27 protein-coding genes are annotated in these 25,716 nt (G+C 69.9%); 10 read left to right on the top strand and 17 right to left on the bottom strand.

All coding sequences use genetic code 11. The features are described 5' to 3' along the window. Positions 1–251: 251 nt before the first annotated feature. A complete protein-coding gene (locus GRQ65_RS21265; protein ID WP_160880016.1) occupies positions 252–1,547 on the bottom strand; it encodes an ABC transporter substrate-binding protein in 1,296 nt (431 codons plus the stop codon). Positions 1,548–1,779: 232 nt separating this feature from the next. On the opposite strand from GRQ65_RS21265, the gene GRQ65_RS21260 reads away from it, so the two are divergent. Beyond that, positions 1,780–2,283 carry a nuclear transport factor 2 family protein gene (locus GRQ65_RS21260; protein ID WP_160880015.1) on the top strand — a complete coding sequence of 168 codons (504 nt, stop codon included), beginning with the start codon at positions 1,780–1,782 and terminating at the stop codon, positions 2,281–2,283. 200 nt (positions 2,284–2,483) lie between these two features. Here the strand turns inward: GRQ65_RS21260 and GRQ65_RS21255 are convergent, their stop codons facing one another. Continuing rightward, complete coding sequence (locus tag GRQ65_RS21255) at positions 2,484–2,774, bottom strand: hypothetical protein (protein ID WP_160880014.1); 291 nt, start codon at positions 2,772–2,774, stop codon at positions 2,484–2,486. A 91-nt stretch (positions 2,775–2,865) separates the two neighbouring features. Further along, complete coding sequence (locus GRQ65_RS21250; RefSeq protein WP_160880013.1) at positions 2,866–4,368, bottom strand: class I adenylate-forming enzyme family protein; 1,503 nt, start codon at positions 4,366–4,368, stop codon at positions 2,866–2,868. Positions 4,369–4,528: 160 nt separating this feature from the next. Here GRQ65_RS21250 and GRQ65_RS21245 point away from each other — a divergent pair, with 160 nt between their 5' ends. The 3 genes from GRQ65_RS21245 to GRQ65_RS21235 are packed head-to-tail and all read left to right on the top strand — an operon-like array spanning position 4,529 to position 8,494. Further along, positions 4,529–5,296 carry an SDR family oxidoreductase gene (locus GRQ65_RS21245; RefSeq protein WP_160880012.1) on the top strand — a complete coding sequence of 256 codons (768 nt, stop codon included), beginning with the start codon at positions 4,529–4,531 and terminating at the stop codon, positions 5,294–5,296. A 4-nt stretch (positions 5,297–5,300) separates the two neighbouring features. After that, positions 5,301–6,917, top strand: coding sequence for an AMP-binding protein (locus tag GRQ65_RS21240; RefSeq protein ID WP_160880011.1), 1,617 nt, complete (start codon positions 5,301–5,303; stop codon positions 6,915–6,917). Beyond that, a complete protein-coding gene (locus tag GRQ65_RS21235; protein WP_337191933.1) occupies positions 6,914–8,494 on the top strand; it encodes a class I adenylate-forming enzyme family protein in 1,581 nt (526 codons plus the stop codon). The genes GRQ65_RS21240 and GRQ65_RS21235 overlap by 4 nt, the downstream gene beginning before the upstream one ends. Positions 8,495–8,504: 10 nt before the next feature. On the opposite strand, the gene GRQ65_RS21230 is transcribed toward GRQ65_RS21235, so the two are convergent. The 3 genes from GRQ65_RS21230 to GRQ65_RS21220 all read right to left on the bottom strand — a co-directional run bounded on the left by GRQ65_RS21230 (position 8,505) and on the right by GRQ65_RS21220 (position 10,337). Further along, positions 8,505–9,065 carry a hypothetical protein gene (locus tag GRQ65_RS21230; protein WP_160880010.1) on the bottom strand — a complete coding sequence of 187 codons (561 nt, stop codon included), beginning with the start codon at positions 9,063–9,065 and terminating at the stop codon, positions 8,505–8,507. 88 nt (positions 9,066–9,153) lie between these two features. Continuing rightward, entirely contained in the window at positions 9,154–9,750 is a 597-nt protein-coding gene (locus tag GRQ65_RS21225) for a DUF6036 family nucleotidyltransferase (RefSeq protein WP_160880009.1), read from the bottom strand. Next, on the bottom strand, positions 9,747–10,337 hold the full coding sequence (locus GRQ65_RS21220) for a helix-turn-helix domain-containing protein (RefSeq protein WP_160880008.1): 591 nt from the start codon (positions 10,335–10,337) through the stop codon (positions 9,747–9,749). Before GRQ65_RS21220 ends, GRQ65_RS21225 begins: the two co-directional genes overlap by 4 nt. Before the next feature lie 76 nt (positions 10,338–10,413). Between GRQ65_RS21220 and GRQ65_RS21215 the strand changes: the two genes are divergently transcribed. After that, the gene (locus GRQ65_RS21215) at positions 10,414–10,851 is read left to right on the top strand and encodes a hypothetical protein (RefSeq protein ID WP_160880007.1); all 438 of its coding nucleotides are present in this window, start codon (positions 10,414–10,416) and stop codon (positions 10,849–10,851) included. A gap of 61 nt (positions 10,852–10,912) precedes the next feature. Then, positions 10,913–12,190, top strand: a complete 1,278-nt coding sequence (locus GRQ65_RS21210) for a Fic family protein (RefSeq protein ID WP_160880006.1) — start codon at positions 10,913–10,915, stop codon at positions 12,188–12,190. A 17-nt stretch (positions 12,191–12,207) separates the two neighbouring features. Here the strand turns inward: GRQ65_RS21210 and GRQ65_RS21205 are convergent, their stop codons facing one another. From GRQ65_RS21205 to GRQ65_RS21190, 4 genes are read right to left on the bottom strand one after another with little or no spacing between them, the layout of a single operon-like run. Then, a complete protein-coding gene (locus tag GRQ65_RS21205) occupies positions 12,208–12,846 on the bottom strand; it encodes a hypothetical protein (protein WP_160880005.1) in 639 nt (212 codons plus the stop codon). A 52-nt stretch (positions 12,847–12,898) separates the two neighbouring features. Further along, positions 12,899–13,612: a VOC family protein gene (locus tag GRQ65_RS21200; RefSeq protein WP_160880004.1), complete on the bottom strand. Its 714-nt coding sequence runs from the start codon at positions 13,610–13,612 to the stop codon at positions 12,899–12,901. Then, a complete protein-coding gene (locus GRQ65_RS21195) occupies positions 13,609–15,135 on the bottom strand; it encodes a carotenoid oxygenase family protein (protein WP_160880003.1) in 1,527 nt (508 codons plus the stop codon). The genes GRQ65_RS21200 and GRQ65_RS21195 overlap by 4 nt, the downstream gene beginning before the upstream one ends. A gap of 29 nt (positions 15,136–15,164) precedes the next feature. Further along, positions 15,165–16,391: an acetyl-CoA acetyltransferase gene (locus GRQ65_RS21190; RefSeq protein ID WP_160880002.1), complete on the bottom strand. Its 1,227-nt coding sequence runs from the start codon at positions 16,389–16,391 to the stop codon at positions 15,165–15,167. Positions 16,392–16,536: 145 nt separating this feature from the next. On the opposite strand from GRQ65_RS21190, the gene GRQ65_RS21185 reads away from it, so the two are divergent. The 3 genes from GRQ65_RS21185 to GRQ65_RS21175 are packed head-to-tail and all read left to right on the top strand — an operon-like array spanning position 16,537 to position 19,213. Next, positions 16,537–17,466: an SDR family NAD(P)-dependent oxidoreductase gene (locus GRQ65_RS21185; RefSeq protein ID WP_160880001.1), complete on the top strand. Its 930-nt coding sequence runs from the start codon at positions 16,537–16,539 to the stop codon at positions 17,464–17,466. A gap of 42 nt (positions 17,467–17,508) precedes the next feature. Next, positions 17,509–18,351 carry a DUF1295 domain-containing protein gene (locus tag GRQ65_RS21180; RefSeq protein WP_337191931.1) on the top strand — a complete coding sequence of 281 codons (843 nt, stop codon included), beginning with the start codon at positions 17,509–17,511 and terminating at the stop codon, positions 18,349–18,351. Further along, positions 18,344–19,213 (top strand): acyl-CoA thioesterase, encoded by an 870-nt coding sequence (locus GRQ65_RS21175; RefSeq protein ID WP_160880000.1) that lies wholly within the window; start codon positions 18,344–18,346, stop codon positions 19,211–19,213. The genes GRQ65_RS21180 and GRQ65_RS21175 overlap by 8 nt, the downstream gene beginning before the upstream one ends. Before the next feature lie 61 nt (positions 19,214–19,274). Here GRQ65_RS21175 and GRQ65_RS21170 read toward each other — a convergent pair whose 3' ends face one another. The 4 genes from GRQ65_RS21170 to GRQ65_RS21155 form a co-directional block, all read right to left on the bottom strand. Next, positions 19,275–19,682 (bottom strand): hypothetical protein, encoded by a 408-nt coding sequence (locus GRQ65_RS21170; RefSeq protein ID WP_160879999.1) that lies wholly within the window; start codon positions 19,680–19,682, stop codon positions 19,275–19,277. Between the two features lie 112 nt (positions 19,683–19,794). Beyond that, positions 19,795–20,487 (bottom strand): NERD domain-containing protein, encoded by a 693-nt coding sequence (locus GRQ65_RS21165; RefSeq protein WP_160879998.1) that lies wholly within the window; start codon positions 20,485–20,487, stop codon positions 19,795–19,797. 483 nt (positions 20,488–20,970) lie between these two features. Beyond that, on the bottom strand, positions 20,971–21,117 hold the full coding sequence (locus tag GRQ65_RS21160) for a hypothetical protein (RefSeq protein WP_160879997.1): 147 nt from the start codon (positions 21,115–21,117) through the stop codon (positions 20,971–20,973). A gap of 633 nt (positions 21,118–21,750) precedes the next feature. Then, positions 21,751–22,524: a hypothetical protein gene (locus tag GRQ65_RS21155; protein ID WP_160879996.1), complete on the bottom strand. Its 774-nt coding sequence runs from the start codon at positions 22,522–22,524 to the stop codon at positions 21,751–21,753. A gap of 122 nt (positions 22,525–22,646) precedes the next feature. Here GRQ65_RS21155 and GRQ65_RS21150 point away from each other — a divergent pair, with 122 nt between their 5' ends. Beyond that, complete coding sequence (locus tag GRQ65_RS21150) at positions 22,647–23,129, top strand: hypothetical protein (protein WP_160879995.1); 483 nt, start codon at positions 22,647–22,649, stop codon at positions 23,127–23,129. 46 nt (positions 23,130–23,175) lie between these two features. Here GRQ65_RS21150 and GRQ65_RS21145 read toward each other — a convergent pair whose 3' ends face one another. The 3 genes from GRQ65_RS21145 to GRQ65_RS21135 form a co-directional block, all read right to left on the bottom strand. Beyond that, a complete protein-coding gene (locus GRQ65_RS21145) occupies positions 23,176–23,649 on the bottom strand; it encodes an AAA family ATPase (RefSeq protein ID WP_160879994.1) in 474 nt (157 codons plus the stop codon). Between the two features lie 88 nt (positions 23,650–23,737). Next, positions 23,738–24,631, bottom strand: coding sequence for an abortive infection family protein (locus GRQ65_RS21140; RefSeq protein ID WP_160879993.1), 894 nt, complete (start codon positions 24,629–24,631; stop codon positions 23,738–23,740). A 122-nt stretch (positions 24,632–24,753) separates the two neighbouring features. Next, positions 24,754–25,665: a tyrosine-type recombinase/integrase gene (locus GRQ65_RS21135; protein WP_160879992.1), complete on the bottom strand. Its 912-nt coding sequence runs from the start codon at positions 25,663–25,665 to the stop codon at positions 24,754–24,756. Between the last annotated feature and the right edge of the window lie 51 nt (positions 25,666–25,716).

The following is a 25,716-nucleotide window of genomic DNA, read 5'->3' as shown; positions in this document are numbered from 1 at the left end:
CGCCCTCAAAGGCAAGTCACCCATCGACCTCGTGCCCAACCTCCCCGGACACAACAGCTAGCGACCGTCTCGAAACCACGTCTCGGCAGGAGTGGTTTCGAGACAGGACTTCGTCCTTCCTCAACCACCGGGAGGAAGGGACTTCGCCCTTCCTCAACCGCTGGTGCGTACGACGCACGAAGGCGCCGGCCGCAGACCCTAGGGGAGTCCGCGACCGGCGCCTCGCGCCGTACGCCTGCAGCAGGCGCGAGTCAGTCGACCTGGATCGTCTCGCCCGAGGGCACGAAGGTCTGGTCGGCGGCCGACCACACGCCGGCCTGGAAGCCGCTGACGCCGGTCAGCTTCTCCGGGGTGCTCTTCCACGACACGCCGTCGAGGAACATCGGCGAGCTGTAGTCGAGCGAGCGGGCGGCGGTGAGCATGCTGGCCCGGGTGAGGCCCTCCTCGGACTCCGCGGCCTGCTGGATGGTGGCGATGAGCAGGTCGGCCTGCACCCAGCCGGCGGTGGTGACCGGGTCGCTGATCGACTCGACGTCGCCCATCTGGTCGAGGTACTCCTGGACGCCCTCGTCGGAGTCGGCGCCCGGCTGGTCGGGCTCCTTCATGTAGAGCGGCAGGGTCGCGCCCTCGGCGGGGGCGCCGGCGGCGACGAACTCGGCGCTCAGTGCGCAGCTCGAGGGCAGCATGACCAGCTCGGGCTTGAAGCCGATGCGGTCCATGGAGACGTTGAGGCCGGCGCAGGTGCCGGAGAGGCCCGAGTGGTAGACGACGTCGACGTTGGCCGCCTTCAGCTGGGTCGCGGCAGCGGTCGGGTCGGTGTCGGGCACGGTCGCCGCGATCTCGATCCCGGCGTCCTCGGCGGCCTTGGTGAAGTTCTCGGCGTTGGTCTGGCCGCTGGCCGTCTCGTTGGCGGCGATGCCGACGGTGAAGTCGGTGCCGCCCATCGCGGCGGTCATCTGCTGCACGACGTAGCGGGTCTCGCGGTCGGCGGCGGGCAGGAACTGGACGGTCCAGGGGTAGGACTCGATGTCGAAGTACTCCGGGTTGGTGGCGCTGGGGTAGAGCAGCGGCACGCACGCGGCGTTCTGGTCGTCGGCGATGGCGCCGACCTGGCCGGAGCCGAAGGTCACGAGCGCGTCGACGTCGTCGTTCTGGATCAGGTCGACGACGTTGGCCTTGGCCTTGTCGGGGGCGAAGGCGTCGTCCTTCTTGACGACCTCGATCTTCTGGCCGTCGAGGCCACCGGCGTCGTTGAACGCCTGGATGCGCGCGTCGAAGCCGTACTGGTTGATCTGCACCGGACCGGCGACCGGGCCCGAGAGCGGCAGCGTGTAGCCGATCTTGATGCCGCCGTCGATCTTCGCCGTGGCGGCGTCGGGGTCGGTGCAGTCGTCGACGTTGAAGAAGCTCGCGGCCTCGGAGCCGGAGCCCGAGCCGCCGCCGGCGTCCGAGCCGGAGGAGTCGGACTGCGAGCAGCCCGCGAGGGTCAGGACGACGGCGAGCCCGCAGGCGGGGGCAGCCCACGCGCGGCGGAGGTTGATGGGCATGGAGGACCTCTCGATGGTTGGTGCGAGTGCAGGTGGGTGGCCCGGCGCCGAGTCGATCCGGGACGCTTCTCGACCGGCCGTGAGGCTGGTCACTACAACTAACGACGTGACCATAGGGACGCCCGGATCGGGGCGTCAAGCACTTCCGCGTGGCCCGTTCCGCGGCGTTCACGGGGCCGGTCACGAACCGGTCACGACCTGCGATTCGGTACTTCAACTAGCGGAGTGACTCGTGTACAGTGACCCGCCCAGCGGCGCTCACGAGCGCCCTTTCTCCCCTGCGCTGAGCGCGATCCGCGCCCTCGCCCCTGCCGCCCCGGAGGCCGCCGTGACCGATCCCGCGATGAGCTCGACCGAGCGTCACCCCTACGTCCAGCTCCTCGACCGCATCACCGCCGCGGCGCTCGCCGGCGACGCTTCGGACCTGTTCGAGATCTATGCCGAGGACGCCGTCATCTGGCACAACCACGACGACCGTGAGCAGACGGTGGCGCAGAACGCCCGCCTCCTCGAGCGGATGCCGCAGTGGGTCAGCGACCGGGAGTACGCCGACCGCCGGTTCCACGTCTTCCCCGGTGGCGTCGTCCAGCAGCACACGCTCAAGGGCACCCGCATCTCCACCGGCGAGCCCATCGCCCTGCACGCCTGCGTCGTCGTCCAGGTCAACGACGAGGGCCGCATCACCCGCCTCGACGAGTACATCGACTCCGCCGAGGCGATGAAGCTCGCTCCCTGAGCCTTCCCTCTTGCCCGGCCGCGCGTACGTCGCCGTCGCTCGGGTCGTGTGCCTGAGAACGAGTCCCGGCTCGTTCCTGAGCACACGACCTGCACTGGAACGGCGCCGAGCACCCGAGTGACAGGCGCGGACTCACCAGGATTCTCGACATCCGCACGGCGGCGCGTCCTCGAGCGCCAAGCTCCGCCGCAAGTGGGCGGTCAGCGCAGAGCCAGGAGCACCCGCGACCAGGTCCAGACGAACAGACCGATGGCCACAGCGGCCGCGAGGCCCGAGAACCCGGCGAGCCAGGTCCACTCGGGCGAGGCGGCCGAGACGGAGAGGCCGGAGAAGACAATCACCCCGAACCCGCTGAGGCCCGCTCCCACGGCGTACGCCCGCTGGCCACGCGCCGCGGGCGGCACGTCGGGTCGGCGCCGCGGCCGGAGGGTGCGCTCCCACAGCGCGACCGCGCCGACGAGCAACCCGAAGACGAGCAGCCCGACGAACACGATCAGCCTCCTGGCGCGATGGCGTGGCGCCCGACGACGCCCTCCGTCCGCTACCCGATCGCGTGTCGTGCCACCCGGGCGAACCGTCTCCTCAGCTGGGGTCGTACCGCTCCCGCAGCACGTCCTTGCGCACCTTGAGGTTGGTGTTGCGGGGCAGCTCGTCGACGACGTGGACGACGGTGGGCTTCTTGTAGCCGGCGAGGCGCTCGCGGGCGAAGGCGAGAACGGCGTCCACATCCAGAGTGCGGCCGGGACGGGCGACCACCGCCGCGGCGACGGTCTCGCCCCAGCGCTCGTGGCCGACGCCGAAGACGGCGACGTCGGCGACGCCGTCGGCCTGGGCGAGGACGCGCTCGACCTCGGCGGGGTACACGTTCATCCCGCCGGTGACGATCATGTCCTTCGAACGGCCGGAGACGTAGACGTAGCCGGCGTCGTCGACGCGGCCGCGGTCGCCGGTGTGCAGCAGTCCGTCGCGCAGGGTCTCGGCGGTCTGCTCGGGGTCGTTCCAGTAGCCGTCGAAGACGAACGGGCTGTCGACGACGAGGTCGCCGACCTCCCCCGGCGCAGCCTCGGCACCGTCGGCGCCGAGCACGAGCACGCGCGCCATCGGCAGCACCCGCCCGGCCGAGGAGAGCACGTCGTCGGCCTGCGACCACGGCGCCCAGTCGTCGGGCACGGTCGTCGTCACGGGCGCGCCGGTCTCGGTCATCCCGTACGTCTCGGTGAACCGTCCGCCCACCGCGTCGACCAGCGACTCGGTCGCCTCCCGGGTCGCGGCCGAGCCGGAGTGGAGCACGACCTCGAGGCTCTCGAGCACCTCCGGCCGCGCACGTACGGCGTCCGCGAAGGACCCGAACAGCGGCGTCGGCGCGTAGGTGAACGTCGAGCGCTCGCGCACCATCCGATCCACCCACTCCTCGGCCGGCAGCCCGGCCATCCAGGAGATCTCACCGCCGACGTACAGGTGCGGCAGCACCACGCCCCAGATGCCGGCGGCGAAGGCGAGCGTGCCGGTCATCGCGCACCGCGAGCCCCAGCGGAACCCGTCGTGGCTCGGCATGTGCCGCACGATCCGGCCGATCCCGGCGTGGGTGTGCACGACGCCCTTGGGCAGGCCGGTCGTGCCGCTGGTGAAGCCGATGACCGACGGCGCGTCCGGATCGACGGCGACCCGCGGCACCGAGGCGCCGGGGACGACCGGGAGCGACGCCACGTCGATCGTCGTCCCGCTCACCGCGCCGCCGATGCTGACGATGTCGAGCCCGCTGCCGGTCAGCAGCAGCTCGAGACGCGGGCCGTGCCCGGCGGTGTGCACGACGGCCCGGGGCGTGACGGCGTCGAGGATCTCCGCGACCTCGGCGACCTGCAGACGGTCGTTGACCTGCACGGCGGTCGCGCCGGCGACGTTGACGGCGAGGTAGGCCTCGACGGCGTCGGCGGTGGACTCGACGACCAGCGCGACCCGGTCGCCGGGGCCGATGCCACGCTCGACGAGGGCCCACGCGAGCGCGAGCACGCGCGCGTGGGACTCTCCGTGCGTGCGCGCGGAGACCCCGTCGCGGAACGCCCCGTCGCGCGAGCGGTGAGCCATCGAGCGGAGGATCTCGACCCCCCAGCGCGGATCGGAGGAGGCCCCGCGCGAGGGGCCGGGAGTAGTGCTGGTCACAGTCGCCACAGATGATTACTATTCCAAACGGAGTGACTCGTCAACGCACGCCGGCACCCGCCGGCGCAACCCTGGAGGACCCTGCATGAGCCTGCGCGGCGCACCGGTGGCGGGAGCCACCCTCATCGTGACCGGAGCCAACGGCGGCATCGGACTGGCCTTCGCGACCGAGGCGCTCGCCCAGGGTGCGGCGAAGGTCTACTGCGGCGTGCGCGACCTCGACAAGGTCTCCCCCGAGCTCGCGTCCAGCGGCGCCGAGCCGGTGCTGCTCGACGTGACCGACGAGCAGCAGGTCGCCGCCGTCGCCGAGCAGTGCGCCGACGTCACCGTCGTGGTCAACAACGCCGGCCTCCACGCCCAGGACCGCCTCATCGAGGCCTCCGACCCCGGCGCCGCGCGTCGCGAGATGGAGGTCAACTATTTCGGCCCCCTCAACATGATCCGCGCCTTCTACCCCGTGATCGAGGCCAACGGCGGCGGCTCGGTCGTCAACGTCCTCTCGGTCGCGGCGATCGCGCCGACGGCGTTCATGGGCGGCTACTCCCCCGCCAAGGTCGCCGCGCACTACCTCGGCGGCATCGCGCGCGCCGAGCTCGAGCCGCGCGGCATCACCGTCACCAACCTGTTCGTCGGCTCGGTCGACACCAAGATGGCCGCCCACGTCGAGGGCGACAAGGAGTCGCCGGTGACCATCGCGCGCGCCGGGCTCAAGGCGATGAGCCGCGCCGAGTGGAGCTGCGACACCGACGTCATGGCCGAGCAGTCGCGCGCGCGCCTCGCCCGCGACCCGATCCGCTACGAGCGCGGCCTCGGCAAGCTGCTGTTCGTGGACTCGCTGAGCACGAAGAAGTAGTGCCGTGACCGTCCTCATCGACCCGCCCGTCCAGTACGTCGACCCGGCCTTCGCGCTCCTGCCGAACGGCGAGCGGGTGCTGCGCCTCGAGGACGTCATCCGCGCCCGCGCGGCCGCGACCCCCGAGGCCACCGCGCTCATCACGCCGGACGCCACGGTGACCTTCGCCGAGCTCGACGAGCGCTCCAACCGCTTCGGCCAGGCCCTCCTCGCGATCGGCGTCGGCGCTGGCGACCGGGTCTGCTGGATCGGTCCCAACCACGCGGCGTTCCTCGAGTTGCTGTACGGCGGCTCGAAGGCCGGCGCGGTCCCCACCGCGGTCAACACCCGGCTCTCCGCGGACGAGACGGCGTACGTCCTCGGCGACAGCGATCCCGCCCTCGTGGTGCTCGGGCCGGGCTTCGGCCACCTCGCCGACCTGGTGCGCACCACCACCAGCGCCCAGCTCGTCAGCCTCGACGACGTCCCCGGCGTGCCGTCGTACGACGCGTGGCTGGCGGCCGCCGAGCCCGTCGACCCGGGCCGCGCGCGGGGCCCCCGCGAGCCGGCGCTGATGCTCTACTCCTCCGGCACCACTGGGCGGCCGAAGGGCGTGAGCCTGCCGGCGGAGGCGTTCGGGCGCGGGCTGGCCGGCATGCACTACCTGATCGGCTTCGACACCTCCTCGGTCGCGCACGCGCCGCTGCCGTTCTTCCACATCTCGGGCATCGCGCTGGCGCTCGCCGCGACCCTCGACGGGGCGGCGCTGCTGATGGTCGCGCAGCGCTCGACCGAGGACCTGTGCCGGCTGATGCAGGAGCACCGGGTCACCCACACCGTGCTGGTGCCGACGGTCGTCGCCGACCTGCTGCAGCTGCCGGGCGTGCGCGACCTCGACTGGTCGGCGCTGCGCTACATCACCTACGGCGCCGCGGCGATGCCGGAGGTGGTGCTGCGCGAGGCGCTGGAGGTGTTCGGCTGCGAGTTCCTGCAGTCCTACGGCCTCACCGAGAGCACCGGCGGCGTCACGATGCTGACCGCCGACGACCACCGCGACCTCGACGCGCGCCACCGGCTGCGCTCGGTCGGGCGGCCGATGCCCGGCACGCCGATGAAGGTCGTCGACCCGGTGACGCTCGAGGACCTACCCCGCGGCGCGCCCGGCGAGCTCTGCGTCGGCGGCGAGCGCGTGATGCTCGGCTACTGGCGCAACGACGCCGCGACCGCCGAGGCCGTCCTGCCCGGCGGCTGGCTGCGCACCGGCGACGGCGGCTGGATCGACGACGACGGCTACGTGTTCCTGCACGACCGGATCAAGGACATGATCGTGAGCGGCGGGGAGAACGTCTACCCCGCCGAGGTCGAGCAGGCCCTGGTCCGGATGCCCGGCGTCGCCCGCGTCGCGGTGGTCGGTGTGCCGTCGCAGCGGTGGGGCGAGTCGCCCGTCGCGGTCGTCGTGCGCACCCCCGACGAGGCCGGCGCGGCGCTCACCGAGCGCGGCGTCATCGACTGGTGCCGCGAGCAGATCGCGCACTACAAGTGCCCCGTCGCGGTCGCCTTCGCCGACGCGCTCCCGCAGAACGCCAGCGGCAAGGTGCTCAAGCACGTCCTGCGCACCGAGCACCACGACCTGCTGTCGTGAGCGCGCTCCAGAACGACCGGTCCCTGGTCGCCACCGTCGACTACGAGCACCCCGTAGCGCTGCACGCCGACGGCAGCCCGGTCGAGCGGCTCGAGGACCTGCCGCGCCGTCGTGCCCTGGCCACGCCCGACCTGGTCGCGGTCAGCGCGGTCGACGGCGACCTGACCTTCGCCGGGCTCGACGCCCTGTCGAGCCGGGTCGCCCAGGCGCTCCTGCGCGACGGCGTACGACCCGGCGACCGCGTCGCCTACCTCGGCGAGAACTCCGCCGCCCTCCTCGCCGTGCTGTACGGCGCCGCCAAGGCGGGTGCGGTCCCGACCGCGCTGAACACCCGGCTCGCGCCGCCCGAGTACGACTACATCCTCGGTGACGCCGACCCCGCCGTGCTCGTGCTCGGCGCCGCTCACGCCCACCTCGCCGACCGCGCGCCGCACGCCTCCGTGACCGACCTCGACGCCTGGCTCGGCGACGTCCCGGCGACCGATCCGGGCCACGCGCGCGGCACCGACGAGACCGCGCTGATGTTCTACTCCTCCGGCACGACCGGCCGTCCCAAGGGCGTCGAGCTCACCGGCAGCGCGATCGGCCACGCGATGGCGCCGATGACGCAGGTGTGCGGGATGGAGCTCGGGTCGGTCGCGACCGCGCCGGTGCCGTTCTTCCACGTCGCCGGGCTGATGCTCGCGATGACCAGCACGGTCGCCGGGTGCACGCTGCTGCTGCGCAACCCGGCGTCGATGGCGGAGCTGCGCTCCTTCCTCGTCGACGAGCGCGTCAGCCACGCGGTGCTCGTGCCGACCCTGCTGCAGATGCTGCTCAGCGAGCCGGGCGTGCAGGACGCCGACTGGTCGCGGCTGCGCTACGTCATCTACGGCTCCTCGCCGATCCCGCGCCCGGTGATCGAGGAGGCGACCCGGGTCTTCGGCTGCGAGTTCGTCCAGTCCTACGGCCTCACCGAGACCACCGGCGGCGTCACCGTCCTCGACGGCCGCGACCACCTCGACCCCGACACCTCGCGGCTCGCGTCGGCCGGGCGGGCGTTCCGCACCGCCGAGGTGCGCGTCGTCGACCCGGTCTCGCTGGCCGACGTACCTCCCGGCACACGGGGCGAGGTCCTCGTGCGCGGTCCGATGGTGATGAAGGGCTACTGGCGCAACCCCGAGGCCACCCGCGCGGTGCTGTCCGACGACGGCTGGCTGCGCACCGGCGACAGCGGCTCGGTCGACGAGTCGGGCTACCTCCACCTCCACGACCGGCTCAAGGACATGATCGTGAGCGGCGGGGAGAACGTCTATCCCGCCGAGGTCGAGTCCGTCATCACCGGCCACCCCGGCGTCGCGCAGGTCGCCGTGGTCGGCGTGCCGTCGGAGAAGTGGGGCGAGTCCCCCATCGCCGTCGTCGTCCGCGGCCCCTGGGCCCACGTCGAGGCCGACGAGCTGATCGCCTGGACCCGCGAACGCCTCGCGCACTACAAGTGCCCCGTCGCCGTCGCGTTCGTCGACGCCCTCCCCGTCAACGCCAGCGGCAAGCTGCTGAAGCACCAGCTGCGGGCGGAGTACGCCGGCCGGCTGGTCTGAGGCCGAGGGGTCAGCTGTCGGGGCTCTGCGAGCTGTCTACGTCCCGGAACTCGGCGGTCCACGTGCCGACCTCAGGACCAAGACGACGGACCTGGACGGTGTCGAGGACACCGGCCCAGCGACTGCGGTCTGTCTCGAGGGCGTCGAGCAAGCAGAGGAGGCCGTAGAGCAACGGACCCTCGGCTCTCTCCACCATCCGCTCGAAGCACGGGACGTACGGACGCAGCTCACGGCGACAGGCATCGCCGAGGGCCGGCCGACCTCGCGAGACCTCCTCATGGTGCGACTCCCCATTGACGACCTCGACCAGGAGGTCGACGCCGCGGAGGAAGCCATCACGCGTCGCCTCGCGACGGCACAACGCGTCGGCCACCATCCGGGCTGTCGGGACCGCTGCCTCGAACAACTGCCCCTGAACGACGACCCGATTGTCGATGCGCCAGTACGCCTCGTCGGCCTCCATCGGGCTCGTGGCGCGCAACATTGCGACCACTGCCGCCGGGACCGGCCCGCCGGTGCCAGGGCCGAGCCCGGTTGTCAGGGCCTCCCAATCCGCGCTCGAGTCACTCATCGAAGTCCAGCTCGCGAAGCGCAGCGACGGTGTGCACGACGTCCATCGTGGCGACTGCGGCGCAGCGCGTCACTGGAGCTGTCGAGGCTCACGCCGTCCTCAGATCCGCGACGAAACCCACCGCCCACGCACCGATCGCCAACGCCTCGGTGCGCACCGCGTCCAGGTCATCGCCGACACCGAGCATCTGCGCGAGCAAGCCCTCGCCCGCGTAGACCCGCTCGAGGAGCCCTGCGAACTCCTCTGCGGTGGCGTCCACCAAACCGCACCGCTGGATCAGCAGCCGAATGTCAGAGCGATGCTTGCGGCGGCTGGCGACCAGCTTCATGGCCAGGAGATGGTCAGGTGGGGCGACGTGCACCGTCAGGCCCGGTTCCGTCGGGCGCCGTCGCGCCCAATTCGGAGGCGGCGGCACCCACCCGCTGGCACTGCTGTTGAGCCACGCTTCTGGCAGCCCGTTCTGTCGGGCCAGGGAGCGCGCCTCCTCGAACACCACCCGGTGGCTGGCGACCGCATCGATGTCTGCAGTGAGCCCGTCGCGGCCGTACTCCATCGCCATCGCCGCCCCACCGACCAGGTAGAGGCTGGCGCGCACGCCGCGCGAGCGGAGCCGCTCACTCAACAGGCCGAGTAGTTCGCGCATTCGATCGGCATCGAGCTCGAACGGCGCGGGGTCAGGACTCATGCGGTGACCAGGTCCTTCGTGGCCACGAAGATGTTGCGCTCAGCGAGCCACTCCGGCGTCTGCGCTCTGACTTGGTCGTCAGTGAGCCGCGGCGTGTCCAGGACCCAGGGTTGCTCGAGACTGTGCCGAGCCGTCCACTTGGGCGCGGGCAAGCCGGCTTGCGAGAACTCGTGGTCGACGAAGGCCGCGATCAGGGCGTCCCAGTGGTCGTCGACCGCAGGCGGCTGGGCCTCCCAAGCCGCCGCCAGGTCGCGCCGGTGCTCCAAGACGTCTCGCAGACGGTCGCGGACCTCCAGAGCGATCGCCCAGGTCCAGTCGTCGTCACCTCTCTTCGTCGCCCGCCGCAGCGCCGCCGCCGCCTCGATCGAGCTGGGGACGTGCTGCTCGCGAGCCCGACCCAGCGCGTCGCCGATGCGCTCGGCCCGTAAGAGGAACGCCGCGGAGGGAGCAGTGCGTCCGGACCGGTAGGCGACGAATCGGGACGGCGACGTGCCGAGGGCGCGCGCGAACTGCCTCAGTGAGAGCCCGCTCGTCGTCAGCGCGCGGTCGAGCCGGTCGATGACCGCTGCGGCGTCCTGGTCGAGCACCCTCCCAGTGTCACTGACCGTTGTCCGAAGTGACAACAGTCAACGACTGGTGGGTGGTCCACCTAGGGTCGAGGTCATGGACTCCTGGCGTGACACGGCCTCCCAGCAGGCACAGGACGACCTCGACGGACTGCTGCCGCTGGTGCTCGACTTCGCCAAGCAGCAGCTCGACAACCGCGGAGCGTTCTACCCGTACGCCGCGGTGGTGGGCACCGACGGCGTGCAGCGGATGACGTCCGCCGACGTTGGCAGCGACAAGCCGGAGTCGGCGGAGCTGCTCAGCCTGCTGACCGAGGGGCTCATCGGAGACCGCGACCAGCTCCGCGCGACGGCGATCGTCACTGACGTCCACGTCGCCGAGCTCAACTCCGACGCCGTCCGCGTCGCGCTCGAGCACCGCGAGGGCGTCGCGCTGACCGTCCTGATGCCGTACCGGATCACGAGGTTCCGCCGCGGGGCCGGGTACGCCGATATGCAGGCGAGCCGGGGCGACACGGTCATCTGGGCCGGCTGAAGTGAGCCAGCGACCCACCCTTGTCTAACTTTGTCTGCACAAAGTTGGATAAGGTGGACGCATGTCCAGCCCTACCGACGAGCCCGGTCCGGCTCCGACCGACGCGGTGGACCCAGGGCTAGCCCTGACCTACGAGACCCACGAGTGGGATCGCTCCGGCGAGGACGACAGCCTGAGGATGTCGCGACGCGCCCGCCTCGCGGCCCGTGGCCCCTATCGAGCGGCGGTCCCGCCGGAGATCGCCGACCACGAGTTCGCCATCGACCCGGCCGCGCTGGCCGAGGCCGAGGACGCCCTGCTGGAGATCGCCCGGTTCGACACCGAGCTCTCCGCGACCCGGTACGCCGAGGAGACCGACGGAGAGACGGACCGATCCGGCGAGTTCGCCCCGCTGGCGGCCATCCTGCTGCGCACCGAGTCCGCCTCCTCCAGCCAGATCGAGAACGTCACGGCAGGGGCCAAGGCGCTCGCCATGGCCGCCATCCACGAGAAGAGCGGTCCCAACGCTCAGATGGTCGCCGCGAACGTCGAGGCCATGGAGCGCGCCGTCGCCGCGTCCGACGACCTGAGCGAGGCCAGCATCCTGGCTGCGCACGCCGCCCTGATGGCCGGTCAGGAGCACGCCCGGCCCGGCCGGTACCGCGAGTCGCAGGTCTGGATCGGCTCCGGCGCGTCGACCCCGCACACCGCGTCCTTCGTCCCGCCGCACGAGGACCGCGTCCAGCCAGCGATGGCCGACCTCATCGTGTTCTGCGAACGCACCGACCTGCCGGTTCTGGCCCACGTCGCCATCGCGCACGCCCAGTTCGAGACGATCCACCCGTTCGCCGACGGCAACGGACGCACCGGCCGAGCGCTGGTCCACGTGATGCTCAAGCGGGCGGGTGTCACCCGGCGCATCACTGTGCCCGTCTCGGCCGGCCTGCTCGGTGACACCGCGGGCTACTTCGGAGCGCTGACCGCCTACCGCGCCGGGGACCCCCGTCCGATCGTCGAGCAGTTCAGCCGGGCAACCTTCACCGCCGTCACCAACGGCCGCACCCTCAAGGCCGACGTCGATGCCATCCACCAGGGCTGGACCGAGACGTTGACGTCGCGCCGAGGCTCGGCAGCCCGGCGGATGCTGCCGCACCTGCTGCGCCAGCCCGCGGTGACGGTCCGGATGGTCGAGCAGCTGCTCTCGGTCTCCAACCCCGCGGCCCTGCGCGCGATCGACACCCTGGTCGCCGACGGCATCCTGACCTCGGCGAGCGAGAACCGCCGCAACCGGGTCTGGATCGCCGAGGAGGTGATTGCCGCCCTCGACGAGTTCGCCGCGCGCGCCGTACGCCGCCCCTGACGGTGTGGCGCCCGTCCTCAGGAGCTGCTGGCCGCGACCTGCACCTGACAACCGACGCCGACCCCGGTCTGTGCCACGGCGTCGAGCGTGAAGTCGGGGCCCGCCACCGTCGCGAGGTGGGCGACTCTCGCGCTGGCGGCCGCGGCGGGGGCGAACTCCACCGCGAGGACACCGCCGGGCACGTTCGCGTTGATCGACGCCGACTGGGCCGTGCTCGAGGCTGGGGACTGAGAGACGGCGGAGGAGACAACACTGAGGGGCGTGCCGGTGTCGTTGCGCACGTAGAGGTTGAGGCCGGTGGAGCCGGCGACCCTGGTGCAGATCGCCAACACCCCGCCGATCCCGGGCACCTCCAGGAGGGTCGCCGCCGGGTTCCCGGCGGGCAGCTCCATCCGGGCCGTGACGCGGTTCCCCCGGACGACGCCACGGACGGTGGCGTTGGGGAAGGTGCCGGCCAGGTCGCCGCCCATCGTGACGGGCGCCAGGTCCTTCAGGGCGATGCTGCCGTTCTTGACCGCCTTGGAGGTGACGGCGTTCTTCTTCAGCTGTGGGGCGCCGACGCTGTGCTTGGGCAGCGAGGCGGCGTACGCGCCTCCGGTGCCGAGCGCGACGACGAGCGCGAGGGTGGACGCGACGTGGGGGTAGGAGATCCGCATGCCCGGAGTCTCGTCCCCCCGGGGCCCGTTGGCGAGGGTCGGCCCGAGCCCCTCACCTCAGGTCGAGCCGCACCCCGTCCAGCTCGACGGTGCCGGCGTCGAGCCGAGCCCCGGCGGACCGTGTGAAGCCGATGCCGCTGATCATCGCCCGCTCCCCCGCCACGAAGGTGACGGGCAGCGAGCCGAGGACGATGGTCGAGTCGGTGACAGGTACGTCGAACAACTCGGCCCAGAGAGCAGACGATGCAGCAGGGTCGGGCGAGGTGATCTCGAGCGAGGCGAACGAGTCCACCTGCGGATCAGCAGGATGCTTCTTCGACAGCGAGTCCCAGAACCACGCGTCGGGGTCCGGCACCTCGTCGAGCTCGAGCAGCAGCCCGACCTTCTTGGGGTGCAGCTGCAGCAGGCGGTAGCCGTAGGCCTCGACGTCGGCGACGACGGCGACGCCGAGCGCCTCCAGCCGAGGCAGGTACGGCGCGAGGGACGACACCTGCACCGACAGCGCATAGCCACCGGGCGCTCCGGCGCCCCGGTCGAGCCAGCGCTGCAGGCCGGCGTCGGGCCGCAGCGGGGCGACGTACTCCAGGAAGCCGTGGCCGTCGCCGAGCACCATGCACTCGTCGGCCATCCCGATCTCCTCCAGGAGCGGGTCGGCGAACCCCGGCGCGAGGCCGAGGGCGTCCTGCGCCCGCCGGGCCGCCGGGGCGACCTCGGGGACGCCGACGACGACCTGGCGGACCTGCGCGAACGACGAAGCAGCAGTCACAGGCCGACCGCCGAGGCCGGGTCCTCCGCGGTGCGCCAGCGGCGCAGCTCGGAGCCGTCGGCCCAGGTGGAGTGGGTGCCGCTGGAGATCCGCTCGGGCAGCTTGATCTTGGCGACGGGACCGTCGCCGACGCGGGCGGCGTCGAAGACCAGGCAGAACGACGCGTCCTGGTTCATGTCGGTGGTCAGCGTGACGAGGTAGCCGTCGTCCTCGCCGCTCGAGCCGACGCGCGGGGCCATGGCGGTCTCGCTGCCGTAGACGCCGTCGCCGAGGGCGTAGCGCTCCTCGAGACCGGTGTGCAGGTCGTGCTTGACCAGGCCGTCGAAGAGGAACCAGCCGGGCTTGCCGGTGGCGGCGTACGCGTAGCGGTGCTTCTGGCCCGCGACCGCGCCGTTGATCATGCCGAACTCGGTGATCGAGTCGCTGAGCTGCTCCTCGCGCACCGTGCCGGTGACGAGGTTGAGCCGCCAGCGGTGCAGCCGCGACTGCATCCGGTCGAGGGCGAGGAAGCGGAACGCGCGCTGCCACTTGTCGCCCTGGCCGTTGTCGGCCGGCTCCGGGTCGCCCTGGAAGAAGCCGTCGAGGACGATCTCGTCGCCGTCCTCGTAGGCGTTGACGAAGTGCAGGACGTAGGTCGACTCGGCCTCGAACCACTTGATGTCCGCGGTGTTGCCGCGCCGCGGGATGACGGCGAAGCGGCTCGGCATGTCGCGGTGCCAGCGGGCGACGTGGGCGTCCATCTTGAGCGCCTCGGGGTCCCAGAAGAGCGGGAAGTCGTTGAGGATCGCGTAGTTCTCGGTGAACGCCATGTCGTGCGGCAGGCGCGGGCCGGGCAGCGGGATGTCGACGTAGTGGACGAGCTCGTTGGCCCCGTCGACGACGCCGTAGTGCATGTACGGCGCCTGCTTGCTGTAGTTGAAGAACAGCATCTCGCCGGTGCGGTCGTCGACCTTGGGGTGCGCGGAGACGCCCCACTCGAACGGGAACGCGCCGCCCCACGACTCCTTGCCCTCGGTCTGGGCGGTGTAGGGGTCGAGGCGGTAGAGGTCTCCGCACTGGTAGAAGCTCGTGAGCGCGGTGCCGCGGTGGACGACGACGTCGGTGCTGGAGGCGTCCTTCATCCGGCGGCGCGCACCCCACCCGTCGTCGCGTACGGCGCTGGACGGGCGCTCGGCGAGTCCCGCCCACAGCGGACCCTGGGCCTCGCTCTCGGCGAGGAAGCCGTCGGTGCGGATGAACCGGTTGCGGTAGAACGCCTTGCCGTCGCGGAACCCGACGACGTGGATCATCCCGTCGCCGTCGAAGGGGTGGTAGTTCTTCAGCGACGGGTGGACCGGGTTCTCGGTGTTGCGCAGGTAGACGCCGTCGAGGTCGGCCGGGATCTCGCCCTCGACGACCTGCAGGTCGTCGGCCTTCCACTCGGTGGTCTGCGGCTGCCAGGGGCCGGTGCGGTAGGGGTGCTCGTCGTCCTCGGGCAGCGTCGACAGGATCCGGCCGACGATCTCCACGTCCGTGGTGGTCACTGTGTTCCTCCGGTGGGGGGTGGTGTGCGTCAGGCCGCGGGGCGGCCGACGACGAAGCTGACGGTGGTGGCGGTGCTGCCGCCGAAGTTGAGCGTCGCGAACGTCTCGGCGCCGTCGACCTGGTAGTCGCCGGCGGTGCCGCTGACCTGCTTGCCGGCGTCGAGCAGCATGCGTACGCCGCTCGCCCCGACCGGGTGGCCGCCGCCGATCAGGCCGCCGCTGGGGTTGATGGGCAGCGTGCCGCCGATCTCGATCTCGCCGTTCTCGATCGCCTTCCAGGAGGCGCCGGGCTCGGTGAGGCCGATGTGGTCGATGGCGAGGTACTCGCTCGGGGTGAAGCAGTCGTGGGTCTCGAGCCCGTCGAGGTCGTCGAGGGTGATCTGCGCGCGGCCGAACGCGTCCTCGATGACGCCGCGCAGGTGCGGCATGACGTAGGGGTTGTCGGCGTCGCGGTCGAGCTTCGCCTGCAGGCCGATGCCGGCGGTGCGGTGGCCCCAGCCGAGCAGGCGGGCCATCGGCCGAACGTCGGGGTGGTCGCGCAGGTAGTCGTCGGTGACGAGCACGACGCCGGCGCCGCCGTCGGTGATCTGGCTGCAGTCGAAGCGGCGGATGCGCCCCTCGACCGGCGGGTTGGCGGCGTCGTCGGAGCCGACGGTGCGCAGGTCCGGGACGTCCCAGCCGCGGGTCTGGGCGTTGGGGTTGCGCTTGGCGTTGGCGAAGTTGGTCGCCGCGATCGCGTGGAGGTGGGCGTCGTCGAGGCCGTAGCGGCGCTCGTACTCGTCGGCGACCCGGGCGAACATCCACGGCCACATGAACGTCGCCTCCTCGCCCTCGTGGCCGATCCAGGCCGCGGCGCCGAGGTTGGCGGCGGCGGCGTCGCCGCTCACCGTCTTCTCGAGCTCGACGCCGACGACGAGCGCGCTCTCGTAGTTGCCGGCGCGCAGGTCGGCGATCGCCCCGAGCAGCGCGATGCTGCCCGACGCGCAGGCCGCCTCGTGGCGCGAGGCCGGCAGGCCCCACAGCTCCTCGCGCACGGTCGCGGGCATCGCGCCGAGGTGGCCCTGCCCGGCGAACATCTCGCCGAACGCGTTGCCGACGTGCACCACGCCGAGGCTGTGCGGGTCGACCCCGGAGGCCTCGAGCGTGCCGTCGACGACTTCGGAGGTGAGGTCGGCGAAGTCCTTGCCCTCGCGGGTGAGGTTGCGGGCGAAGTCGGTCTGGTGGCCGCCCAGGACCCAGACGTTGCGTCCGTTCACGGGGCACCTCCTCGGTGGGTGCGTCGGGTGTGCGCTCACGGGTGAGCTTTCGGTGAGGGACTTGCGGTGAAGCAGAGCCTCGTCTAGAACAGGGCCTGCGTCACTACAAGTATCAGAGTAAGCCTGGCCCCCGACGGAGGACAAGATGGACGAGCACGCCGCTGCCCCCTCCCCGGGCGCCGGCCCCGGGGGCCCGCTCGCGGGTCGCGTGGCCCTCGTGACCGGCGGCGGCAAGGGGCTCGGCCGCGCCTTCGCGCTCCACCTGGCCGCCTCCGGCGTGAGCGTCGTGGTCAACAACCGCAACCGCGAGGTCGACGCCGACGGCCTCGGCCCCGCCGACCACGTGGTGGCTGAGATCGAGGCCGCAGGCGGCGTGGCGGTCGCCGAGCACAGCGACGTCACCGACCCCGACGCGGCGCGCTCGATGGTCGACCTCGCGCTGTCGACGTACGGCCGGCTCGACGTGCTCGTCACCAGCGCCGCGGTCAGCCGCCCGCAGATGGCGCACAAGACCACCGCCGACAACCTCCGCCTCGTGCTCGAGACCAACGTCGTCGGCACCACGCTGGTCGCCGCGGCCGCCGCCGCCGAGATGCGCCGGGCCGGGCACGGGCGCATCGTGCTCGTCGCCTCGACCGCCGGGCTGCACGGCGAGCCCACCGTGTCGGCGTACGCCGCGAGCAAGGGCGCCGTCATCGCGCTCGGGCGCACCCTGGCCGCCGAGGGCGCGGCGAAGGACGTGCTGACCAACGTGCTGCTGCCCTACGCCACCACCCAGATGACCGAGACCGGCATGGACCCGCGCCACGCCGACCGGATGCGCTCGGAGCTGGTGGCGCCCGTCGTCACTGCGCTCGCCGACCCCGCCTCGAGCATCAACGGCCAGGTGGTCGTCGCCGCCGGCGCCGCGCTGCGGGCCACCGACTCCGTCGAGCACGGCACCGTCCTGATGCCCGACGGGCCGCTCGACGCCACCGGGCTCGCCGCGCTGCTCGAGCAGAGCCGCGCCGGCGACCCGCACACCTTCGACCACGCGCAGGCGGCGTTTCAGAGCCTCGCGGCCGACCTCGCCTGACCCCTCCTCTCCTCCCTCTCCCGCTACCGCTAGGACCCACTCGTGAGCGCTGACCTCCCCTGGGGCGACCTCGTCCTCAACCTGTTCGTGGCGGCCGCCGCGGTGATCGTGCTGGTCGGCGGGGTGATGGCCTACTCGGTGGCGACCCGCAACCACTCGGTCATCGACATCTGGTGGGGGCCGGGGTTCGTGGTCGTGGCGGCGGTCTCGTACGTCGTCTCGGCGCTCACCGGCGGCGACGGCGACGACACCCGCCGGCTCGTCGTACTCCTCCTCACCGCGGTCTGGGGCGTCCGGCTGGGGCTGCACATCGGGATCCGCAACCGCGGGCACGGCGAGGACCCGCGCTACACCGCGCTGATGCGGCACCAGAAGGGCAACCTCGTGGTGTTCCTGGTGCGCAAGATCTACGGCCTGCAGGCCTTCCTCCTCTGGTTCGTCTCGCTGCCGGTGCAGGTGGCGATGTACGAGTCGGCCTCGCTCGGCGTCATCGGCGCGATCGCGATCGTGCTGTGGGTGGTCGGCTTCGGGTTCGAGGCGATCGGCGACTGGCAGCTCACCCGCTTCAAAGCCGACCCGGCCAACAAGGGCGCGATCATGGACCGCGGGCTGTGGGCGTGGACGCGGCACCCCAACTACTTCGGCGACACCGTCGTCTGGTTCGCCCTGTGGGGGCTCGCGCTCGGGCACTGGGTGGGGCTGCTGACCGTCGTCGCGCCGCTCGTGATGATGCGCCTGCTCACCTCCTTCAGCGGCAAGGCGCTGACGGAGAAGGGGATGCGCCGCAGCCGCGGTGCGGCGTACGACGACTACGTCGCGCGCACCTCCGGCTTCTTCCCCATGCCCCCGCGCCGGCGGCAGTCGAGCGCCGCGGTCGATGCCTGAGGCGACCCGCTCGCAGGCCGACCTGGGCGCGCTGTTCTCCCTGACCAAGGACGCCGCCGACACCTGGGTCGGCGAGAGCGACCTGATCCCGCTGCCTCAGCTCTTCGGCGGCCAGCTGGTCGCGCAGAGCATCGTGGCCGCCTCCCACGGTCTCAGGTCTGAGCAGCAGGTGCACTCGGTGCACACGGCGTTCCTGCGCGGCGGGACGGTGGGCGAACCGGTCCGGTACGTCGTGACCGAGCTCGTCACCGGCCGCTCCCGCGCCACCCGCCGCGTCGACGCCCTGCAGGGCGACCGTCTCGTCTGCAGCTCGCTGCTGTCGGCCGACGTCGCCCGCACCGGCATCGACCACGCCCGCCCGGCTCCGCCCTTCGACCCGCCGTCCGCGTCCGTCCCATTGACGGAGCTCGCCGACGACGGCGGGCTGGGCGAGTTCTGGGACGGCTTCGAGGCCATCGAGGTCCGGGTCTCACGCCCCCGCGAGGTGTGGAGCGTCCCGCACTCCGGCGTACCGCCCACCCACGTGTGGATGCGCCCCACCCACCCCCTGCCCGACGACCCGGTCCTGCACCGCGCCGCCGTCGCCTACGCCAGCGACCTCATGCTCCTCGGCAGCGTCCTCGCCGGCCACGGCGTCCCCGTCGGCCACGAGCGCACCCTCGCCGAGGAGTGGTGGGGCGTCTCCCTCGACCACTCGCTGTGGTTCGCCCCCGACGTACGCGGCGACGACTGGCTGCTCTTCGAGCACACCTCCCCGCTCGCTCACGGTTCCCGCGCGCTCGTCCAGGCGGCTGTCTTCGACCTGGCCAGTCAGCCGGTCGCTCAGGTCGCCCAGGAAGCGCTCGTACGCCGGGCCCGCTAGGTAGCTCTGACCCTGGACGCTGGAGTCAGTGCTCGGTCCATGACCGAGCGGGCCACCCCGCTCAGACGAGGTGCCCGAACGACGCCTCACCGGGTCTCCAGCACATCCACGCCTCGTCCGAGAAGCCCCGCAACAGCGCGATTTCAGGACCGACCAGACTACCCTGCCGTGGACGGACGATGATGGTGTGGTTCTGCAGCTCGATCCGGAACCCGTCGCTCATCTGCTCCTGCGTCGCGACGACGTAAGAGCCCACGGCCGACCTAAGTCGATCGCTGTAGCCGAGGTCGCCATCGCGCAACTGACTGCCATCGAAGGCGGCGATCTCAGGGAACACGAAACACGACAGGGTCACCTGCTTCGCACCGTCGCCTTCGAATCGCAGCACGAGGTGGTCGAGGACGAACTCCACGGCGATCAGGCGCGACAACACGAGCCGACTGAGGAGCTCATTCGGCAAGTACGACATGAGTCGCAGACTGCCACCCAGACTGGACCTCCGCGACATGCCAGTGGTCTTGCCGGGCGAGACACCTTGGGAGCCAGAGCGGTCACGCAACGGCGAACGCCGCTCCGGACCGTCAGGCTGACTGGGAGGCGTTCTCGCGGAACGCCCTCAGACGGTCAGCGACATCTCGTGCAGCGTGTTTCGTGACCCGCTCACCTTCGACGGTCCGAAGCCACGTCACGAGTTCTCGGCCAGGGATGAACCGGACGCCGTCGACAACCGCATTCTCCGGAACGGCGTGCTGAGCCGCACCCCACACCACCACGACCGGAGTGATGCTCAGAGGCTGCACCCGGGCACGGTGCGCCCCTCGCTCCTTGGTCAACACAGTGAGCGTCAGCCCTTCAGCCCGACGGCGCGCTCTCTGCGCGGACGAGGCCATCGCTGCCGTGTCGGCCCTCGAGATGTTGCTGCGCCATTTCGAGTCAATCGCGACGAGTCCACCCTCTCTGGTGATCACCAGATGGTCGATGTCGCCAGCCTGAAGGCCGATACTGTCCACCCAGTCCCAGATTAATCTCCGCCGTCTGGCCCGCCGCAACTCCTCTCTGGTGTTCTCCTCTCCCCAGGCGCCACGGACATGCCAAATTGCCTCGCGATCCAGCGCGAGGAACGCCGAGTTGAGGAGATGGGAAGCGACGCAGACGACTCCGACGTGGGCTACACCCAACAGGTACCAACGCGAAGGACCCGTGAGCGCGGAAGCAACACCAGCGGTGAGGACCGCAGCGATGACGAGCATCCCGACGGTGACGAAGGCGACCACCCTCGTGTTCTCCCGCAGCCATGCCACACGTCGGTGGCGCAACTCTCGTCGAGAATACGGATCCCACTTGCCCACGCGACCTCCTGTAGGTGCGCAAGAGTCAAGCGCAGGAAGGTTGCACTGTCTGGCGTTCGTGCTATGTCGCAGAGTGGCGTCACACATCGGTCACGCGAACGGGTTCCGGCAAATCCAGACGACTGCTGTCACGTCAGACGCGGCGGAAAGGCGCAGGGCGGCTTGGACGGAGTCTAGCGGGTGCGGAAGCTGGAGTTGCCCGCTGTTCGATCGCTACCCGCTCCTTTAGTCTCCCGAAAGCGGCACGACCCGTGTGCCCAGCTCTTGGTAGAGACGGAGAAGCCAACCTGCGTGAACAAGCAACATGAGGCACCGTACCTAGCGCTCTCCTCGACGCCCTTGCTCGTGGCGGTTGCGTTCTCGGCGGGGCTCGCAATCAGAAGGAGTGACATGGCCGTGGACTGGGGATCAGTAGCGGAGTGGGCCGGCGCAATTGGATCTAGTGCGGCTGTCGTAGTTGCTCTCTGGATCGCGATCAACGACGCGCGCCGCCGCGAGTCTGAGCGCAAGGATGAACAGGCGGCTCAGGCAAGGCTCCTCGTTGTTGAAGCTCATGAGGACGATGCTGGGGGCGTCTTGAATGTCAAGGTGACGAATCACAGTTCGTCGCCTGTGTTCGCAGTCGTAGTTGAAGCAGTCCACGTGACTCCATATCCACTGCGGGTCCGCTTCTTTAGCAAGCGCGAATGGGCGCGGCTCGATCCTGGGGAGAGTAAGCAGGCGGGGTGCTACTTGTTTGCGATGGACGGCATCACAATCGCCACGATCGAGGCACCCAACATCGTATCGGCCGATGTTTCGTTCGTGGACTCAGCAGGCTTTCGATGGAAGCGGTGGGGAAACACCCCACCCCGCGGTGGCGCTCCTATACGACGGAGAGAGCCACCCGAGCGAGTGCCGGAGGTCGCTAGTCCGACCGACGTGCTTCAAAACTAATGGGAGTCTGGGGCCGTGGGCGTGATCGTTTAGGCACGGCTGTCAACGCATCGCCGGTCCAGCTCGCGGCGGTGTGACACGGGTGCAACACAGACGGATCGCGGCAGATCCGTGCGCCTCGGACGCACACGCGCTGACCCGCACTTGCGGGTAATCGCGCACGGATCCACTCAGGGCTCCGTTGTCGGCTGTTGCTCGTCTTACGATCCCGAAGCCGCCAGCCACACTCAGATTGAGGTCGGCCGCTCACGATCAGTCCTCCACATCAAAAAGCTCGGTTGTGGCCTGCGCTTCACGGAGGAGTTGAGGCCAGGCGCTCTCACGAATGACAAAGCAGCGAACTTGCGTCTGCTGGGCAGCCGTACGGACGAGCACTTCAGCGCGGTCAACAGACTCGACCGTGAGGTCGTCACCCGACAGGTATGCCCGCATCAACTCACCCGTCGTCACTACAACGGGAAAGATCAGGAGCGGGGAGTCACCGTTCTCGATCGTCTTTGAGTCGAACTCAGGGCCAAGCCCATGTGCTGCAGACACAGCGGACCGCACCGCGTCCCATGCCGAGTTCCTTTCTTGGCCCTTCTGACGATCCTCCTTGGCCACAATGCCGAACCCAACAAGGGACGGGCCGAGGAGGGTGCCACCGGTGAAGGCTCGCTCCTTCAGGCGCAAATAGAGCCCGTCTCCGTACTCATTCCGTGGTGCGGCGCTCACGGCCCAAGTCATTCGGCGGCGGGCGTCATCGGTCAGCAATCCGCCATCGTCGAAGACGATAAACGGAACCGGCTTCGCTTTGCATTCCGCAACTACGACGACGTTCGCTTGTGTGCTTCTCTCGGGACCAAGCCCTACAACGACATCTGTTTCGCGAACCTTCTCGGTCTCGGGATCGACGAAGCCGCGCGACTGCTCGACCCAATGAGCACGGCTTCGCCGGGCTTCCCGAGCGACACGCAGCTCGAGAGGGAACCCTGTCTTGGTAAGCCAGTCTCGGATGACCGCTTCCTTGTTCTCGTTGGTTTTCATCGTCGCGATGCTAGGTCAACGTGAGGGCGCCACGGCGCGGCGACGCGAGGCAGCGAACAGGCACGCCATGCGGCAGATCCGGGCGCGGCGACTCCCGACCTCGCGTGACCTACTGTTCCTGAATGGCCAGTGTGAGCAACCCAGAGCAGGAGCGCTTCTTCGCGGTGATGGCCTTGCACAACTACTTCCTCAACGCCGACTTCCTTCGCGACCTCTTCATGAAGCGGATCAAGCGCAACCAGTCGCCATCCGATGTCAATCCTGTTACCGCGATGGACGACTTGATCGCCATGAGCCTCTGGTATGCAACGGTCTACGTCGTCATGGAGGGGTGGCGAGAGGCGAAGCTCTCCGATCCTGAGGTTGACGAGCTGCTAGCCGATCGACACGTCGAACGGCTGCGCCGATTCCGCAATCAGGTCTTTCACTACCAACGCGCGTATGACAATCCCAAACTGCTCGAGTTCTTGGGAGCCGACGACGCCGACGCACACGCGGCGACGGACTGGATCAAGCGCACTCACAAAGCACTGGGAAGAGCGATCCAGCAAGCCGCGGAGGACATTCTGAGGAGCGAGCGGGACGCGGACGGGGCGCCAACCTGAAGACCTGGGAGTCTGCCGCCGAACGTTTCGACGAAGGACAACGCCGTCACGCCCCCTCCGCGGAAGGGGCAGACCCTCTGACGATCGGCATCGCGTCGTCAGGTGGCCGGTAGTCCGGGGACAAGAGGTCGATTAGGCCCAACTCTCGATCCATGGTCCGCCGACCTCCAAGCCGCACATTGTGCTTGGCGCCACAAGGGTCGTTGGCGAAGTAGGTGACCTCGACGTCTACGCCCGGCACATCTTGCTTCATCACGTCCACGAGCCGTTCGAGGGCAGCCGCGTGACAGTAGGCGACATCGCTGATGACTACCGACCGGCCGTCACGCAGCGCGTCAGTCGCAGCCCCGCGCCCGCGACTCCACTGAGGGTCCGGCGAGTTTGCGATGGCATTGGCCTGATGGTCGTCGAGCACGAGGACGTCCTGACGTTCGACGTCGAAATGGGTTTGGAGGTAGGTGCTTTTGCCTGACCCAGGTAGTCCGACGGGTGCGAACAGCCGCCCGACATTTGGCTCCATGGCGTGACGCTAGCTTGCCGGGGGAACCTGACTTCAGTTGTTAGCTACGGACGCAGACGATGCCCGTGGCTGCTCAGGAGACCGGAGGTTACGACAAGCGCTGTTCCAAGGTCTCAAGGACGAACTGGCACCACACGTGGGCAGACCCCACCGCGAGCCGCGCGTGACGGGGTGTCACCCAAGTTGGCACCTCGGCCTGCCCGTGGCCAGTTCCTACCTGATTGCGCAACTCCGCCATCCCAACCCCGATCCGAGATACCGCGCCTAGCAAGGTGCGGATACCGACGGCGTTCTCTGCGCTGTCTTCCACCTGTTTGGCGTTGATGCCCAGCGCTGTATGCGCCTTAGCTACGAGGCTGGGGAGGTCGTCGGACTTCCCGTACTCAACCCCGGAACGCTTCAGCACCAGCTTCGCGGTGGACTCCACGAGCTCTTTGGCGGAGCCCACCGCCAATCTCGGGTCGTCGTCTACGCTGCGCTCGATCCGATCCAGATGATCGCGGATCGCGCCAGGGTCGGCCAATGCTGACAGCGCCTCCTCGGTCACCTTCGGTCCGGACCCTCCGGTGACCAGGGCTTCGAGGCGGTCGTGGATCGGATTGAACAGGTCAGCCAGCAGGTCGCGGCGTGCCTGCCATCCGCCGGCCCCGGAAGCACCCTTGCGGATCCAGTAACTGCGGAAACTGTCAAAGTCCCGGAACGCGAACTCGAAGTTGCGCATCCCGACACGCGCCAGAACGGCCTTTAGCGTGGTGAGCAGCTTGCGCGCCTCGGTGTTGTCGAGGTCGCTGCCGTTCGTACCGTACTTCTGATACTCGTCGTGAGTGAGCTCAGTCAGGGCCTTCGCGAGTTCGAGATCTGACCAGGTCGAGGACGGTGCTGCTGCAATCTGGTCGAGCAGTTCAACGTAGAGCCGCGTTGTCTCGCTTGTCCCCCATGGGCTGGTGTCCTTCTCTGTGCGGAAGAACTCGCTGCTGTCCACACCGCGATGGTTTCACCCAGCCTGCGGTCTACGCTGCTTCCCCACACCGCCGCATTCATTGCGGCCTTGCCCGGCAGAGTGATGCACCCACCGGCCCTCTGGATCTCGGCAGTTGCGACTGGCTAGGTGGCCGATGCCATGAACGCGGCGAGGATGTAGTTGGGGTGGCGGTCGAGGTTGTTGCGCGCTCGGTCATACCTCATGGTCGTGCGTGGGTCGGAGTGCCTGGCGGCGATCTGGACGTCTCGCAGGTCGACTCCAGCGTCGAGCATGGTTGTCACGAAGGTGTGCCGCAGCATGTGCGGGTGCATTCGTGCGGTGGAGACGCCGGCGGCGCGCGCGAGCGACCGAAGCCGTCGGGTTGCGGCGTGACGGTCCATGCGGCGACCGACAGTGTTGAGCAGGATCGGTCCGTACTGTCGGTCCTCGATGGCGCGGTCGACGGCTCGAGCGACAGCTGGCGGGAGAGGGACGAGAGCGACCTTGTCGCCCTTGCCGTGCACCCTGAGCACGCGGTGCCCGCGTGCCTCGCTGAGGTCGGTGATGTTCGAGCCGGTCGCCTCGAAGACACGGAGGCCGAGGAGCCCGAGCATGGCGACGAGGGCGTAGTCGTTTAGGTCGGGCGATTCCCGGCCGGCCGCGATCATGGCCTCGAGCTGCAGGTGGCTCAGCCCGAGGGTTGGCGACTCGGGCGGCACGTGCGGGCGTCGGACGTACTCGGCGGGTGAGTGTTCGAGCACGCCGTCGATGACGCAGGTTCGGTAGAACATGGCGAGCACCGAGAGGCGCCGGGAGACCGTTGATGGCTTGAGCTGTCGGACCTCCTGAACCCAGCGCAGGTGGAGCTCGACGTGTGCGCGGCTGGCTTCGAGGGGGTTCAGTGGCCGCTCGAGGCACCACCGCAGGTAGGAGTTGAGGTCTGAGGCAGTGTGGACGCGGGTCTCACCCTTGTACCGGGCAAGATGCGCGGCCACGGCCAGGCGGAGCATCGGATCGTCGTGGTTCGTGACTGCGGGCAGCGTGGTGGACGTCATGCGACCAGCGACAGCCACGGGCTTGCCAGGCGTCAACGCGGCAGATCCGGA

Source organism: Nocardioides flavescens, assembly GCF_009823805.1.
Classification (GTDB): Bacteria; Actinomycetota; Actinomycetes; order Propionibacteriales; family Nocardioidaceae; genus Nocardioides; species Nocardioides flavescens.
Note: the sequence above shows the minus strand (reverse complement) of the source record. Positions and strands in the feature narration are given on the sequence as shown.

What these genes read in the sequence shown, in the direction of transcription:
- GRQ65_RS21265 (WP_160880016.1), bottom strand. Translation starts at nt 1,547, where the DNA reads ATGCCCATCAACCTCCGCCGCGCGTGGGCTGCCCCCGCCTGCGGGCTC.
- GRQ65_RS21250 (WP_160880013.1), bottom strand. Translation starts at nt 4,368, where the DNA reads ATGGCTCACCGCTCGCGCGACGGGGCGTTCCGCGACGGGGTCTCCGCG.
- GRQ65_RS21245 (WP_160880012.1), top strand. Translation starts at nt 4,529, where the DNA reads ATGAGCCTGCGCGGCGCACCGGTGGCGGGAGCCACCCTCATCGTGACC.
- GRQ65_RS21230 (WP_160880010.1), bottom strand. Translation starts at nt 9,065, where the DNA reads ATGAGTGACTCGAGCGCGGATTGGGAGGCCCTGACAACCGGGCTCGGC.
- GRQ65_RS21225 (WP_160880009.1), bottom strand. Translation starts at nt 9,750, where the DNA reads ATGAGTCCTGACCCCGCGCCGTTCGAGCTCGATGCCGATCGAATGCGC.
- GRQ65_RS21215 (WP_160880007.1), top strand. Translation starts at nt 10,414, where the DNA reads ATGGACTCCTGGCGTGACACGGCCTCCCAGCAGGCACAGGACGACCTC.
- GRQ65_RS21210 (WP_160880006.1), top strand. Translation starts at nt 10,913, where the DNA reads ATGTCCAGCCCTACCGACGAGCCCGGTCCGGCTCCGACCGACGCGGTG.
- GRQ65_RS21205 (WP_160880005.1), bottom strand. Translation starts at nt 12,846, where the DNA reads ATGCGGATCTCCTACCCCCACGTCGCGTCCACCCTCGCGCTCGTCGTC.
- GRQ65_RS21185 (WP_160880001.1), top strand. Translation starts at nt 16,537, where the DNA reads ATGGACGAGCACGCCGCTGCCCCCTCCCCGGGCGCCGGCCCCGGGGGC.
- GRQ65_RS21175 (WP_160880000.1), top strand. Translation starts at nt 18,344, where the DNA reads ATGCCTGAGGCGACCCGCTCGCAGGCCGACCTGGGCGCGCTGTTCTCC.
- GRQ65_RS21170 (WP_160879999.1), bottom strand. Translation starts at nt 19,682, where the DNA reads ATGTCGTACTTGCCGAATGAGCTCCTCAGTCGGCTCGTGTTGTCGCGC.
- GRQ65_RS21160 (WP_160879997.1), bottom strand. Translation starts at nt 21,117, where the DNA reads ATGAGCTTCAACAACGAGGAGCCTTGCCTGAGCCGCCTGTTCATCCTT.
- GRQ65_RS21155 (WP_160879996.1), bottom strand. Translation starts at nt 22,524, where the DNA reads ATGAAAACCAACGAGAACAAGGAAGCGGTCATCCGAGACTGGCTTACC.
- GRQ65_RS21150 (WP_160879995.1), top strand. Translation starts at nt 22,647, where the DNA reads ATGGCCAGTGTGAGCAACCCAGAGCAGGAGCGCTTCTTCGCGGTGATG.
- GRQ65_RS21145 (WP_160879994.1), bottom strand. Translation starts at nt 23,649, where the DNA reads ATGGAGCCAAATGTCGGGCGGCTGTTCGCACCCGTCGGACTACCTGGG.
- GRQ65_RS21135 (WP_160879992.1), bottom strand. Translation starts at nt 25,665, where the DNA reads ATGACGTCCACCACGCTGCCCGCAGTCACGAACCACGACGATCCGATG.